15 protein-coding genes are annotated in these 13,956 nt (G+C 65.0%); 9 read left to right on the top strand and 6 right to left on the bottom strand.

Annotation, left to right across the window (positions count from 1 at the left end):
* Positions 1-138: 138 nt before the first annotated feature.
* The 4 genes from DIR46_RS17175 to mpl are packed head-to-tail and all read right to left on the bottom strand — an operon-like array spanning position 139 to position 4,739.
* Positions 139-2,181 carry a ribonuclease catalytic domain-containing protein gene (locus DIR46_RS17175; RefSeq protein ID WP_109346319.1) on the bottom strand — a complete coding sequence of 681 codons (2,043 nt, stop codon included), beginning with the start codon at positions 2,179-2,181 and terminating at the stop codon, positions 139-141.
* 1 nt (position 2,182) lies between these two features.
* Positions 2,183-2,758, bottom strand: coding sequence for a chorismate--pyruvate lyase family protein (locus tag DIR46_RS17170; RefSeq protein ID WP_370659946.1), 576 nt, complete (start codon positions 2,756-2,758; stop codon positions 2,183-2,185).
* Between the two features lie 11 nt (positions 2,759-2,769).
* The gene (locus DIR46_RS17165; protein ID WP_109346317.1) at positions 2,770-3,372 is read right to left on the bottom strand and encodes a YqiA/YcfP family alpha/beta fold hydrolase; all 603 of its coding nucleotides are present in this window, start codon (positions 3,370-3,372) and stop codon (positions 2,770-2,772) included.
* A complete protein-coding gene (mpl, locus tag DIR46_RS17160) occupies positions 3,369-4,739 on the bottom strand; it encodes a UDP-N-acetylmuramate:L-alanyl-gamma-D-glutamyl-meso-diaminopimelate ligase (RefSeq protein WP_109346316.1) in 1,371 nt (456 codons plus the stop codon). The genes DIR46_RS17165 and mpl overlap by 4 nt, the downstream gene beginning before the upstream one ends.
* Before the next feature lie 89 nt (positions 4,740-4,828).
* On the opposite strand from mpl, the gene DIR46_RS17155 reads away from it, so the two are divergent.
* The 8 genes from DIR46_RS17155 (at position 4,829) to DIR46_RS17120 (ending at position 11,761) form a co-directional block, all read left to right on the top strand.
* A complete protein-coding gene (locus DIR46_RS17155; protein WP_109348053.1) occupies positions 4,829-5,455 on the top strand; it encodes a hypothetical protein in 627 nt (208 codons plus the stop codon).
* Positions 5,456-5,468: 13 nt separating this feature from the next.
* A complete protein-coding gene (locus DIR46_RS17150) occupies positions 5,469-6,035 on the top strand; it encodes a TlpA family protein disulfide reductase (protein ID WP_109346315.1) in 567 nt (188 codons plus the stop codon).
* Positions 6,036-6,166: 131 nt separating this feature from the next.
* Positions 6,167-6,598, top strand: a complete 432-nt coding sequence (aroQ, locus tag DIR46_RS17145; protein WP_109346314.1) for a type II 3-dehydroquinate dehydratase — start codon at positions 6,167-6,169, stop codon at positions 6,596-6,598.
* Between the two features lie 95 nt (positions 6,599-6,693).
* Positions 6,694-7,161 carry an acetyl-CoA carboxylase biotin carboxyl carrier protein gene (gene accB, locus DIR46_RS17140; RefSeq protein WP_109346313.1) on the top strand — a complete coding sequence of 156 codons (468 nt, stop codon included), beginning with the start codon at positions 6,694-6,696 and terminating at the stop codon, positions 7,159-7,161.
* A 115-nt stretch (positions 7,162-7,276) separates the two neighbouring features.
* Entirely contained in the window at positions 7,277-8,677 is a 1,401-nt protein-coding gene (accC, locus tag DIR46_RS17135) for an acetyl-CoA carboxylase biotin carboxylase subunit (RefSeq protein WP_071361381.1), read from the top strand.
* Positions 8,674-9,624, top strand: a complete 951-nt coding sequence (gene prmA / locus DIR46_RS17130) for a 50S ribosomal protein L11 methyltransferase (protein WP_109346312.1) — start codon at positions 8,674-8,676, stop codon at positions 9,622-9,624. Before accC ends, prmA begins: the two co-directional genes overlap by 4 nt.
* A 6-nt stretch (positions 9,625-9,630) precedes the next feature.
* Positions 9,631-10,809: a DUF3426 domain-containing protein gene (locus DIR46_RS17125; RefSeq protein ID WP_109346311.1), complete on the top strand. Its 1,179-nt coding sequence runs from the start codon at positions 9,631-9,633 to the stop codon at positions 10,807-10,809.
* A gap of 10 nt (positions 10,810-10,819) precedes the next feature.
* Positions 10,820-11,761 carry a carbohydrate kinase family protein gene (locus tag DIR46_RS17120; RefSeq protein ID WP_109346310.1) on the top strand — a complete coding sequence of 314 codons (942 nt, stop codon included), beginning with the start codon at positions 10,820-10,822 and terminating at the stop codon, positions 11,759-11,761.
* Positions 11,762-11,830: 69 nt separating this feature from the next.
* On the opposite strand, the gene DIR46_RS17115 is transcribed toward DIR46_RS17120, so the two are convergent.
* On the bottom strand, positions 11,831-12,358 hold the full coding sequence (locus DIR46_RS17115; protein WP_109346309.1) for a YggT family protein: 528 nt from the start codon (positions 12,356-12,358) through the stop codon (positions 11,831-11,833).
* 116 nt (positions 12,359-12,474) lie between these two features.
* On the bottom strand, positions 12,475-12,801 hold the full coding sequence (locus tag DIR46_RS26960) for a hypothetical protein (RefSeq protein WP_205288992.1): 327 nt from the start codon (positions 12,799-12,801) through the stop codon (positions 12,475-12,477).
* On the opposite strand from DIR46_RS26960, the gene DIR46_RS26955 reads away from it, so the two are divergent.
* On the top strand, positions 12,782-13,816 hold the full coding sequence (locus DIR46_RS26955; protein ID WP_205288991.1) for a hypothetical protein: 1,035 nt from the start codon (positions 12,782-12,784) through the stop codon (positions 13,814-13,816). The genes DIR46_RS26960 and DIR46_RS26955 overlap by 20 nt on opposite strands.
* Positions 13,817-13,956: the final 140 nt, after the last annotated feature.

The raw sequence follows: 13,956 nt of genomic DNA, 5'->3' as shown, positions 1-13,956 counted from the left end.
GAGAATTGATCCATTCTAACCCGGCGCGAACGGATGAGGGAGGGTGAACAATGCGGGGGATGCGGAACGTGGTTGCTTCGATAACAGCTGTGGTGAACGGTGCAACCGTCCACCACGATCCATGCCCTACTTCGCCGATTACTGCGCCGACGCCGGCGCCGGCTGCGGCGCATCCCCGGTATCGACCGCCGCCACCGCGCCTTCGGCCTCGACCACCTCGGCCACGGCCGCTTCGCCGGTGTCCGCTTCTTCCTCGTAGTCGAGCGATGCATCCGGTTCGGCGGACGCCACTTCGAGCAGGCGCGCTTCGAGCTGCAGGTCGATCTCGTCCCAGCGCACGATGTCGAGTTTCACCTGGGCGCCGCGCGGCGCTGAGGGCATGCCGGTCAGGCGCACCACCAGCGGCACGTCGACCAGGCGCACCAGCTCGTCCTTCAGCACGACGGCGTCGGCCTGCTTGACGTTCTCCTGCCCCAGCCAGCGCAGGCACCAGTAGCGCTCCATGTTCTGCTGGAAGTCGTTATAGGCCGAATAGGCCGCGTCGAAGCTCGAGACGATCGCGAACAGGGTCGCGTCGCGGTGCTTGAACGGGGCCACCAGCGGCGCCGTCACGCCGTGTTCGGCGGCGGCCAGGATCTGCCACTGGTTGACCAGGTCGGTGTAGCGGCGCAGCGGCGAGGTGCTCCAGGCGTACTGGTCCACGCCCAGGCCCTGGTGCGGCGCCGCGTGCGTGACCATGCGCACCTGCATCTTGGCGGCCCAGCCGCCGGCGCCCGGCGTCTGCGAGCGGTAGATGCCCGGCACGCCCGAGTCGTGCAGCAGCTTGCCCCAGGTGCTGTTGGCGAAGATCATCAGCTCGGCCACGATCTTGTCCAGCGGCGCGCCGCGCTTGCGGCGCACGATCGAGACCACGTCGTCCTCGACGTAGAAATTGAAGTCGACCCGGTTCGCCTGTTCCGGCTTGAGGCCGAAGGCCTCGCGCTTCTTCATGCGGCCCGCTTCCAGCTGCAGCGCCCACTTCCACAGCAGGCCCAGCTCGTCCTTGTGCGGATAGTCGCCCGCGCCGCTCTCCAGCGTTTCTTCATTGACCACGTGATCGAGGTCGTTGTGGCGCAGGTTGTTCTTGACCGGCACGCGCTCGGCGCGGGTCGTGGTCGACTTGACGCTCCAGTCGCTCGGATCGAGCACGGCGTACAGCGACAAGGCCGGGCAATCGTTGCCCTCGGCCAGGGTGAAGGCATTCACCACCTCGTCCGGCAGCATCGTGATCTTGTCGCCAGGCATATACACGGTCGACATGCGCGCGCGGGCGATCTTGTCGATCGCGTCGTCCGGGCGGATGCCCAGGCCCGGCGCCGCGATGTGGATGCCGACCTGCACGCTGCCGTCGTCCAGGCGCACGACCGAGAAGGCGTCGTCGATCTCGGTGGTAGTGACGTCGTCGATCGAGAAGGCGGCCACGTTGGCCAGCGGCAGGTCGCCCGGCGCCTTCGGGATCTCCACGGGCGCGAAACCGGCGCCGCGCGGGAAGTGCTCGAACAGGAAGCGGCCCATGTGCAGCTCCTTGGGCGAGGCCAGGCCGCCGACGTCCAGCATCAGGCGCGGCGCGCTGGTCTGCAGTTCGCTGGCGGCCGTCTCGAAGGCCTTGTATTCGATGGTGTTCTTGTCGGGCTTGAACAGCAGCTGGTGCACGATCTGCTGCATCGAAGCGGGCAGCTTGCCCGCTTTCAGTTCTTCCACATAGCCGGCCTGGACGATGGCCTGCTGCTTTTTCTTTTCGATGCCGGCCAGCGCGGCTTTGAGCGACTGTTCCGGCGCCGCCTTGTAGCGGCCGCGGCCCTTCTTGTAGAAATAGATCGGCGAACCGTGCAGGGCCAGCACCAGGCCGGCCGCTTCGTGCGGCAGCGGCGCGTGGCCGAAGTATTCGGCGCCCAGCTCGGCGAAACCGAATTCTTCTTCGCCCGCGACTTCCCACAGGAAGTCGAGATCGACATCAAGAACGATCGCCTTGGCCGCATCCAGCAGGGCTTGCGGCTCGGGCTTGTCGAACTGCAGCAGCACGTCGCGCGTCTTGACCTTGGTGCGCTTACCGCTCGGCATCTCCACCTGGTAGGCCTCGCCCGCTTGCGACAGGATGGCGCCGACCTTGAAGTCGCCCGATTCCTCGAAAAATACGTTCATATTAAGTAATGTTCTTCATGGTTGCAGCCGCTCCCAGGGTCAGTACCGCCGGCAAGAATACCTCGGTGACCAGGAGCAGGCCTTGACGGCGGCGATAGACGCAGCGCCGCGCATAATAAATAGTCGTGTCGGTGGCGCCTTGCCCGCCGAGCGCCGCGTGCGCACGGCGCACCAGCGGATGGTCGGCAGACAAGCGCGCAAATTCCAGTTGTCCACGCCGCACCAGCGGATCGTAGAACAGCGTGGTGCCCAGCGAACGCTCGCCCAGCGCCGAGAACAGCGGCCAATCGGTGGCGTCGCAATCCATCGGCACCACCGTGTGGGCGAACACCACCGGCTCGCCGTCGCACTCGAGCAGCACTTCGCGTTCCCAGGCCCGCTGTGGACGCGCCAGGCCGATCGCCTGCGCCTCGTCTGCCAGACAGGTGGCGCTGCGCTGGTGCAGGCGGCGCACGCGGAACGCGTCGCTGCTGGCCACCAGGCGCGCCGTCAGCGAACCGGGTGTGACCAGCCAGTCGTGCATGCCTTCAGGCGCGCGCACCGCGCGCGCATGCGGCTGCCAGGCAGCCAGGCGCAACGATTTCCCCTTCACTGCGCCGCGCCCACCGGCCCGAGACCGCAAAACGCCAGCACTTCATCCACATACTGCGGGAATTCCGAGATCGCATGGTCGCTGCCCTCGATCACGTGCTGGCGCGCTCCAGCATAGTGGGCCACCATGTCGCGGTAGTCCAGCACTTCGTCGCCGGTCGCGGCCAGCAGGAAGTAACGCTCGGGGCGGGTGATCCGCGCCACGCGCAGGTCGTGCAGCTCGCCGATGTACTCCTGGCGGAATTCGAACGGTTCGTCGGAGTGCCAGGCGGTGGTCACGCCCACGTGCTTTTCCAGATTGCGGGTCGGATCGACGGAAGGATTGATGACGGCCGCGCGCACGCCCAGGCGTTCGGCCAGCCAGGTCGCATAAAAGCCGCCCAGCGACGAGCCGACGATGGCCAGGTTGGCGGGCGCGAGTCGTTCCACCAGCGCCAGCGCGAGGTCGATCGCCGCCTTCGGCGACGCCGGCAGCTGCGGGCAGATCAGTCTTTCGCCCAGGCCGGCCTGCTCGAGCTGTTCCTGCACCACGCGCGCCTTGAACGAGCGCGGCGAGGAACGAAAGCCGTGCAGGTACAGCAGGTAAGGCGACGAGCTCATGGCGCCAGGGCGTCCAGAAGCTTCTGGTGCACGCCACCGAAGCCGCCATTGCTCATCACGAGGATGTGGTCGCCCGGTTGCGCCTGTTGCACGATGGCCTGCACCATATAGTCGATCTGGTCGAAGCTGTGCGCGATCTTGCCCAGCGGTGTCAAGGCGTCGGCCAGCGACCAGCCCAGCGCCTGCTGGCTGCCGAAGCCGAACACCAGGTCGGCATCCTTCAGGCTGCCCGGCAGCGCATCCTTCATGGCGCCCAGCTTCATCGTGTTCGAGCGCGGTTCGAGCACGGCCAGGATGCGCCCGCCCGTGCCCAGCTTCTGGCGCAGGCCGCCGACCGTGGTGGCGATCGCCGTCGGATGATGGGCGAAATCGTCGTACACCGTAATATCGTTGACCACGCCGCGCACTTCCATGCGGCGCTTCACGTTCTGGAAGCGCGCCAGCGAGTCGATTGCCTGGGCGGTCGGCACGCCGACGTGGCGGGCGGCGGCGATCGCGGCCAGCGCGTTCGAGCGGTTGTGCTTGCCCGTCAGGTCCCAACCCACGGTGCCTTGCAGTTCGCCCTTGAAAAGGACGTCGAAGCTGGCGCCGCCCGGATGCTCGACCATGGCCCAGTCGACGCCGTCGGCCGAGCCGAAGCTTTCCTTGTCGCTCCAGCAGCCGCGTTTGAGCACGCGGCCGATCGACGCCTCATCGCCATTCACGACCAGCCGGCCCACGCCCGGCACGGTGCGCACCAGATGGTGGAACTGGGTCTCGATGGCACCGATGTCGGGGAAGATGTCGGCGTGGTCGTATTCCAGGTTGTTCAGCACCGCCGTCTTGGCGTGGTAGTGCACGAACTTGCTGCGCTTGTCGAAGAAGGCGGTGTCGTATTCGTCGGCCTCGATCACGAAGAAGTCGCTCGGTTTGTCGCCATGCAGGCGCGCCGAGACCCCGAAATTCATCGGCACGCCGCCGATCAGAAATCCAGGCGCATAGCCCGCGTCTTCCAGGATCCAGGCCAGCATCGAGGTGGTCGTGGTCTTGCCGTGCGTGCCGGCCACGGCCAGCACCCATTTTTCGCGCAAGATGTGTTCGCCGATCCACTGCGGGCCGGAGACATACGGCAGGCCGCGGTTCAGGATCTCTTCGATCAGCGGATTGCCGCGTGTCATGACATTACCGATCACATACAGGTCGGGATTCAGCGCCACCTGTTCCGGGCCATAGCCCTGGATCAGTTCGATCCCCTGGGCTTCCAGCTGAATGCTCATCGGAGGATAGACGTTGGCGTCGCAACCGGTCACGCGGTGGCCCGCCTCCTTGGCCAGGACGGCCAGGCCGCCCATGAAGGTGCCGCAGATGCCGAGGATATGAATGTGCATGGATAAAATAGCTAACCGGAAGTGAATTGACGAATACGCGATTCTACCCGAGCCGCTGTCATTTTCCGTTCAAGAGTATGATCCAAGGCATGATGCCGAATCTGAACACCGATCTCCTCCAGTTGCGTAACGAGATCGCCCTGCTTGCTGCGCGCCTGGTCGCGCAGGACGGCGCCGATCTCGATACCGCCCGCCGCAAGGCCGCCCGCCAGGTCCTGGGCGTGACTGCGCCGAAACCGAATATGCTGCCCGACGACGGGCAAGTCGAGGAAGAGGTGCGCAAATACCTGGCCCTGTTCGGCGGCGCTGCGCACACCGGGCGCCTGGCGCACCTGCGCGCGACCGCGCTGCAGGCGATGGAAGCCCTGGCCGACTTCAACCCCTATCTCACCGGCGCCGTCCTCAACGGCACCGCAGGCGAGCACGACGACATCCACCTCCAGCTGTTCGCCGACAGTGCCAAAGAAGTAGAGATCTACTTGCTCAACCGTAATGTTAATATCGACATCTCGGAAACCCCGCATTTCAAGGGCGGCCGCCATGCGCCGGTCGAGACCGTGACCTTCCCCTGGATGAAGGAAACGGTGCATGCCGAACTGTATGAATATCAAGACCTGCGCGGCGCCCTCAAGCCGCGCCCCGACGGCCGTCCGCAACGCATCGACATGAGCGGCCTGCGCGCCCTGATCGCGGCGGACGACCGGAGTGGAAACTGATGGAAGCTGACGAATGAACAAGAAACATCTGGCCGCGTATGCGGCAGTCGCCGCGCTGTTCGGCGTGATGGGCGCCGTGGTGGCGGTCTACAAGAAACCGGCGCAAAGCGTGCTGCCAGCCCCGACCACCGTCGCCCGCGACGGCCAGGTCACCAACCCGGCCGTCAACCTGTATGCGCAGTCGCTCAACGACCTCGAAGGCAAGCCCCAGCCGCTGGCCCAGTGGAAGGGCAAGCCCCTCCTGGTGAATTTCTGGGCCACCTGGTGCGGTCCCTGCGTGCGCGAAATGCCCGAACTGATGCACCTGGCGAGCGAGGATGGCGGCAAGCGCTTCAACGTGATCGGCATCGGCATCGATTCGCCCACCAATATGAGCGAGTTTGCCGCAAAAATGAACGTCACCTATCCGCTGTACGTGGGCGGCATGGGCGGCACCGAGCTGTCGCGCGGGTTCGGCAATACGAATGGCGGCTTGCCGTATACCGTGTTGATTGGCGCCGATGGGCAGGTGATCAAGACTTATCTGGGCGAACTGAAGTTCGATGAATTGCGCGCCGATCTCGCCAAACTGGGATCGTGACGCGCCAAATTGTGAACGACCGTACGATTATAACTGCCGCCAACTTCCCCTATCGACTGGCAATTTTACTGCTTGCCAATAGCTGAGCTAGGCGGCACAATGCCTGACTTTCGGGCAACCAGACTCTCACCATGGCGAAAAAGCTACTGCTGCTGAACGGCCCCAACCTCAATTTATTGGGGACGCGGGAACCGGCGGTGTACGGTACGACGACGTTGGCCGACATCGAACAAGCGGCAGTCACGCAGGCCAGCCAGGCCGGCGCGGCGCTGGAGTATTTCCAGAGTAACCATGAGGGAGCGTTGATCGACCGCATCCATGCCGCGCGTGCCGAGGGCGTGGATTTCATCGTCATCAACCCTGGCGGCCTGACCCATACCAGCGTAGCCCTGCGCGATGCGTTCGCCTCGGTGGCCATTCCCTTCGTGGAGGTGCATATTTCAAATGTCCACCAACGCGAGTCCTTCCGGCACCACTCCTATTTGTCCGGCATTGCGCGCGGCGTGATCTGCGGACTGGGAGCGGACGGATATCGGTTTGCCATCGACTTCGCACTTAAATAGCGTTAATCTACGTCAACTTCATGTAACAGCGGCCGCGCGACCCATTCCGACGCAGCGGCCTGCTCTCTAAAACGAATAATTCCAAGGGGTTTCACATGGATCTACGAAAACTCAAGACCTTGATCGACCTGGTCGCTGAATCGGACATCGCCGAACTCGAAGTGACCGAAGGCGAAAGCAAGGTTCGCATCGTCAAGTCGTCCGCAATCCCGCAGAACCAGATGGTCATGCTGCCGCACCAGGGCGTGCAGCAATACTCGGCGCCCGCCGCTGCTCCAGCCGCCGCGCCGGCACCGGTCGCCGCGCCGGCCGTGGCCGCCGAACCGACCGGCCACGTGGTCAAGTCGCCGATGGTCGGCACCTTCTACCGCTCGTCCGCGCCTGGCGCCGCCGCCTTCGTCGAAGTCGGCCAGAGCATCAAGGAAGGCGACACCCTGTGCATCATCGAAGCGATGAAGCTCCTGAACGAAATCGATGCCGACGTGTCCGGCACCGTCACCAAGATCCTCGTGGAAAACGGCCAGCCGGTCGAATTCGGCCAGCCACTGTTCGTGATCGGCTGATCTGCTTCTCCAAGCCGGCCAGCGCTCACGACGCGCGCCGCCGGCTCACCCATGACGTGTCCGGCGCCGCCTGTTCTTTCAGCCGCGCCGGTTTTCACTGAATACCGGACCTACCATGTTTGAAAAAATCCTCATCGCCAACCGTGGTGAAATCGCGCTGCGTATCCAGCGCGCCTGCCGCGAGCTGGGCATCAAGACGGTCGTCGTCCACTCCGAGGCCGACAAGGACGCCAAGTACGTGAAACTGGCGGACGAATCGGTCTGCATCGGACCGGCGCAATCGACCCTCAGCTACCTGAACATGCCCGCGATCATCAGCGCGGCCGAAGTGACCGACGCCGAAGCGATCCACCCGGGCTATGGCTTCCTGTCCGAGAACGCCGACTTCGCCGAGCGCGTCGAAAAGTCCGGCTTCGTCTTCATCGGCCCGCGTTCCGACTCGATCCGCCTGATGGGCGACAAGGTCTCGGCCAAGCAGGCGATGATCAAGGCCGGCGTGCCGTGCGTGCCGGGTTCGGACGGCGCCCTGCCGGACGATCCGAAGGAAATCGTGCAGACCGCGCGCCGCATCGGCTACCCGGTCATCATCAAGGCCGCCGGCGGCGGCGGCGGCCGCGGCATGCGCGTGGTGCATACCGAAGCCGCACTCCTGAACGCCGTGCAGATGACCAAGACCGAAGCCGGCACCGCCTTCGGCAATCCGGAAGTCTATATGGAGAAGTATCTGGAAAATCCGCGTCACGTGGAAATCCAGATCCTGGCCGACGAACATAAAAACGCCGTCTGGCTGGGCGAACGCGACTGCTCGATGCAGCGCCGCCACCAGAAGGTGATCGAGGAAGCGCCGGCGCCGGGCATCCCGCGCAAGCTCATCGAGAAGATCGGCGACCGCTGCGCCGAAGCCTGCCGCAAGATCGGCTACCGCGGCGCCGGCACCTTCGAATTCCTGTACGAGAACGGCGAGTTCTACTTCATCGAGATGAACACCCGCGTCCAGGTCGAGCACCCGGTCACCGAGATGATCACCGGGATCGACATCGTGCAGGAGCAGATCCGCATCGCCTGCGGCGAGAAGCTGCGCTTCCGCCAGCGCGACATCATGCTGTCGGGTCATTCGATCGAGTGCCGCATCAATGCCGAGGACCCGTTCAAGTTCACCCCGTCGCCAGGCCGCATCACCGGCTGGCACCCACCGGGCGGCCCTGGCATCCGTGTCGATTCGCACTCGTATGCGGGCTACTATGTGCCACCTCATTACGACTCGATGATCGGCAAGGTAATTTCTTACGGTGCGACCCGTGAGCAAGCGATCCGCCGCATGCAAATCGCGCTCTCCGAAATGGTGGTCGAAGGTATCCTCACCAATATTCCGCTGCACCGCGAACTGATGGTCGACGCCCGGTTCATCGAAGGCGGCACCAATATCCACTACCTGGAGCAGAAGCTGGCCGCCAAGCCCGACCTGCCGAAGGAAACGGCGCTCGGCGCCAAATCGGAAGCCAAGGTACAAGAATGAGCTGGACTGAAGTCGTCATCGAGATCGCCCGCGACCACGCGGAAGCGCTGTCCGACGCCCTGATGGAAGCCGGCGCGCTGTCGGTGTCCGTCGAGGATGCGGACGAAGGCACCGAAGACGAAAAACCCCTGTTCGGCGAACCGGGCATGGAACCGACCCAGGCCGCATGGGACCACAGCCGCGTCGTGGCCCTGCTCGAGGCAGACGCCGACCAGCTGGCGATCGTCACCGAGGCCGCGCAGGCGGTCAAGCTGGCGGTCGTCCCGGCCTTCACCACCCGCAAGGTGGAAGACGCCGACTGGGTGCGCCTGACCCAGTCGCAGTTCGAGCCCATCCACATCGGCAAGAACATCTGGGTCGTGCCGAGCTGGCACGAGGCGCCAGACCCGAATGGCCTGATCCTCGAACTCGATCCGGGCCTGGCCTTCGGCACCGGCAGCCATCCGACCACCCGCCTGTGCATGGAATGGCTCGAGGCCCATCCGGCGCCGGGCAAGTCGGTGCTGGACTACGGTTGCGGCTCGGGCATCCTGGCGATGGTGGCCAAGAAGCTGGGCGCGCACGACGTCGCCGGCGTCGACATCGATCCGCAGGCGATCGAGTCGGCGCGCGCCAACGCCGAGCGCAACGGCGTCGAGATCGACTACTACCTGCCCGACACCTTCGCTGCCTCGGGCAACGCGCGTCATGCGGGCGGCAAGTTCGATATCGTCGTGGCCAACATCCTGTCGAGCCCATTGAAGCTGATGGCGCCGATGCTGGCCGGCCGCGTGGCCGATGGCGGCAACCTGATCCTGTCGGGTGTGCTGGCGCGCCAGGCGGAAGAAGTCGCCGCCGCCTACGCACCTTTCATCAAGCTGGGCGTCTGGGCCGAGCAGGACGGCTGGGTTGCCCTTCACGGGACGCTCGGCCAGGACAGCGCGCCGCCGCCCCGCTCCGGCGGCTAGGCAGGCATGGCGCTCGCCACCCAATGCCCCCACTGCGGCACGCTGTTCCGCGTAGCCGCGGACCAGCTCAAGCTGCGTGGGGGCATCGTGCGCTGCGGCGCCTGCCAGCAGGTCTTTGACGGCAATACGGGGCTGGTCGACCTGAACGCCCCGCCGTCTTCCCCTTCTCCCGCCCCAGACGCCGAGCCGGCCGTCACGCAAGACGCGCCCGGGATCGACGCTGCCGGAGCGCCGGATACCGCTCCGGACACCGAAGAGCCGATCTACACGCTCGAATTCGACCGCACGCTGTCACCGTACGGCATCCTGCCCCATCCCCTGACCGAACGGAACGAAGAACAGGATGTGGCGGTAGAGGCCGAAGCCGCACCCGCTCCTGTGGCCGACATCCAGGCCGACGAGGAGATCGTGGCGGCTCCTGCGCCGGACGATGGCCACGACGAGCCCGAACCGGTCGCGCGCCCGCCGGCGCCCGACGCGCCGCCGCTGCTGCTGCGCGAATCCGCCGGCGGCTCGCCACCGATCGTCTCGCCTGCGCCGCCGCTGCCGCCGAAATCCCCGCGCGCACGCGCCGCCGACGCCCGTTCGCGCCGCTCCAAGCTGACCCCGACCCGGATCGAGGACACGCCCAGGCTGCGCGTGCCCGAGATCGACGAGCCCGATTTCGTGCGCCGCGGCCGCCAGCGCGAGCAGTCGAACAAGGCCGTGCGCATCGCGATGGTCGCCGGCAGCATCCTGCTGTTGCTGGCGCTCGCCGTGCAGGCCATGGTGAGCTCGCGCGACCTGCTGGCGGCGCGCTATCCGGCGCTGCGTCCGGTCCTGGTCTCGACCTGCGCGCTGTTCGGCTGCCAGGTCGGCCTGCCGGCGCGGCCGGACGCGCTGGTCATCGAGACCGGAGAACTCATTACCCTGGGCGGCAACGCCTACACCCTGAGCACCGTGCTGCGCAACGGCGGCGACCTTGCGCTGGCCTGGCCCAGCATCGAGCTCACCCTGAACGATGCCGACGACAAGCCGCTGGTGCGGCGCGTGTTCGGTCCGCGCGACTACGCGCCCCGGATGGCCAACGCTCCCGCCGACGACTTCGCCGGCTTCGGCGCGCGCGCCGAGCAGCCGGTCAAGATCCATTTCAGGCTGGAAGGACTCGAACCTTCCGGCTACCACATTGCCGTTTTCTACCCCTGAAGGCTCACCCATGACCAAAACCGCCCTGATCTGCGGCTCGCTCGCATTCGACAAGATCATGCAATACCACGGCCGCTTCGGCGACACCCTGCTGGCCGACCAGCTGCACCGCGTGAACGTGTCGTTCCTGGTGCCGACCCTGCGCACCGAGTACGGCGGCTGCTCGGCCAACATCGCCTACAACCTCAAGCTGCTGGGCGGCGAGCCGCTGATCATGGGCACCATCGGCATGGACGGCGGCGACTACCTCAAGCGCATGGAAGAGCAAGGACTGCAGACCCGCGGCATCCGCACCATCGCCGACGCGTATACCGCGCAGTGCTTCGTCACCGCCGACGAGGACAACAACCAGATCAACGCCTTCCACCCGGGCGCGATGCAGTTCTCGCACGAGAACAACGTCGGCGACCAGGGCCCGCTGGCGGTCGCGATCATCTCGCCGGATGGCCGCGACGGCATGATCAAGCACGCGCGCGACTGCGCCGAGCTCAAGGTGCCGTTCATGTTCGATCCGGGCCAGCAGCTGCCGATGTTCTCGGGCGACGAGCTGATCACCTTCATCGGCCAGGCCAGCTACCTGGCGTGCAACGACTATGAATTCGAGATGGTGATGGACCGCACCGGCCTCTCCCAGGCCGACATCGCGGCGCGCCTGGATGCGCTGATCATCACGCGCGGCGCCGAAGGTTCGGATATCCACGCCGGCGGCGAGCATCATCGCATCCCGGCCGTGCAGGCGGCGAACGTGGTCGACCCGACCGGCTGCGGCGACGCCTACCGCGCCGGCCTGCTGTTCGGCATCACCAATGGCCTCGACTGGCCGACCAGCGGCCGCATCGCCAGCCTGCTGGGCGCAATCAAGATCGCCTCGACGGGCGGCCAGAACCACAGCTTCACGCCGCAGGAGTTCGACCAGAAGTTCGAGGCGGCGTTCGGCTTCACCTTCCGCTGATTTTCCCGGCTGCGTGAGATAAAAAAATGGCCCTGCGATGCAGGGCCGTTTCGTTGTGGGGGTCGACCGTCAGAAGCCGAACACCTGCCGCAACACGAACAGCAGGATCTGGATCAGCACCAGCGCCACCAGCACCGACAGGTCGATGCCGCCGATCGGCGGGACCACGCGCCGGATCGGGCACAGCACCGGCTGGTTCAGGGCGTGCACGAACGGCGCCAGCGGCGCGTTCGGATTCACCCAGCTGAAGATCGCCTCGATGATCAGGAGCGCCATGAAGCCGTACAGGATCCAGTTCAGGAAGCGGTGCAGCGCATACAGCAGCACCATCTCGCCGCTGCCGCCTTGCAGCAGCAGGAGCGTGCTGGCCACCAGCACCACCAGGAAGGCGCCGATCAGGCTCGCCCAGTCGTAGCCCCGGGTGCCCGGCACCACGCGCCGCAGCGGCATCACCAGCCAGTCGGTGATGGTGTGCACGAACTGGCGGATCTGGTCGGGGAGGCGCACGCGGATGGCGTTCGTCCAGAAGCGCAGCAGCAGCACCCCACCCAGCAAGCCTGCGATGATATCGACGATAAACTGAAGAATGGACAGCACGGACTCTCCTCAAAAAAAAAACCGCTGTGCGAACAATCACACAGCGGCATTGTGCCTGAAGCAGGCCCGACTTGCCATGCGCACATGGCGCATGGCAGGTTGGGCGACGTCCGGTATTAAGGACGGCTGCTGGTCGGGAACGGCCATGCGGTCGGCGCCAGCACGGTCTTTGCAGCAGGAGCGGCGCTTGGCGCTGCCGGAGCGGCCGCAGGCGCGGCTGCCGGCTGGGCGGCGGTGGTCGTCGCTGCCGGCTTGGCGGCCGGTTTCTTGGCTGCCGGCTTTTTCGCTTCCGGCTTGGCGTCGACCTTGGCGTCGGCCTTCACTTCCGGCTTGGTATCGGCCTTGGTGTCGACTTTCGCTTCCGGCTTGGCGTCGGCCTTGGCCACGACTGCTGGCTTGGCTTCTGGCTTGGCGGCAACGGTCTTGGTTGCTGCAGCTTTCACTGGAGCAGCTTTTTTAGCGGCTGGATTAGCCTTGGTTGCAGCCGGCGCAGCTTTATTAGCGGCCGGCGAGGCTTTTTTTGCTGCGGGCGACGCTTTCTTCACAGCTGGTTTTGCGGCGGTTTTGGTGGCGGTCGCTTTTTTCGCTACCGGTTTGGCGGCGGTTTTGGTCGCGGTTGCTTTCTTCGCTGCCGGTTTGGCGGCGGTTTTGGTCGCGGTCGCTTTCTTTGCTGCCGGTTTGGCGGCGGTTTTGGTTGCGGTCGCTTTCTTTGCTGCCGGTTTGGCGGCGGTTTTGGTCGCGGTCGCTTTCTTTGCCGCCGGTTTGGCGGCTGCCTTGGTGGCGGTCGCTTTCTTCGCTACCGGTTTGGCGGCTGCCTTGCTTGCAGTCGCTTTTTTGGCTGCAGGTTTAGCTGCGGCTTTGGTCGCGGTTTTAGCGGTCGACTTGGCGGCTGGTTTAGCGGCGGCCTTTTTCGCTGCCGGCTTGGCTGCTGGTTTAGCTGCGGCTTTCTTGGCTGCCGGTTTTGCGGCGGCTTTCTTTGCAGCCGGCTTGGCTGCCGGTTTAGCAGCGGCTTTCTTTGCTGCCGGCTTGGCTGCCGGTTTAGCGGCGGCTTTCTTCGCTGCCGGCTTTGCTGCCGGTTTAGCGGCGGCTTTCTTTGCTGCCGGCTTGCTTGCCGACTTGGCTGCCGGTTTAGCGGTGGCTTTCTTCACTGCAGGCTTTGCTGCCGGCTTGGCTGCCGATTTGGTCGCGGTTTTGGCCGTTGCTTTGGTAGCAGTGGTTTTGGTCGCGGCGGTCTTGGTTGCAGTAGCTTTCTTTGCAACAGGCTTGGCAGCGGTTTTCGCTGCCGGCTTGGCTACCGCCTTGGTGGCGGTGGTCTTGGTCGCGGCTTTCTTTGCGACTGGTTTCTCTGCTGCAGCCTTTGCGTTCGACTTCGTCGTGGACGAAGGCGCGCTCTTTGCTGCTGCCTTTGCTGCTGGTTTCTTAGCGGTTGCCATTCTTGTTCTCCTTCATCTGCGATGAGAAATACGCTCAAGGTTTAAAACCCGCCGGATCAAACCCGGCGAATTATTCATCGGACCAAAGCAAGCGTCGATTTAGGCCAATGAATCCGGCACCGGCTGAACTGCTGCAACTCCTCACAGTTGCAGCGCTTCAGCCAA

The organism is Massilia oculi (assembly GCF_003143515.1).
GTDB classification, from domain to species: Bacteria; Pseudomonadota; Gammaproteobacteria; order Burkholderiales; family Burkholderiaceae_D; genus Telluria; species Telluria oculi.
This window is presented reverse-complemented; position numbering and strand designations above follow the sequence as displayed.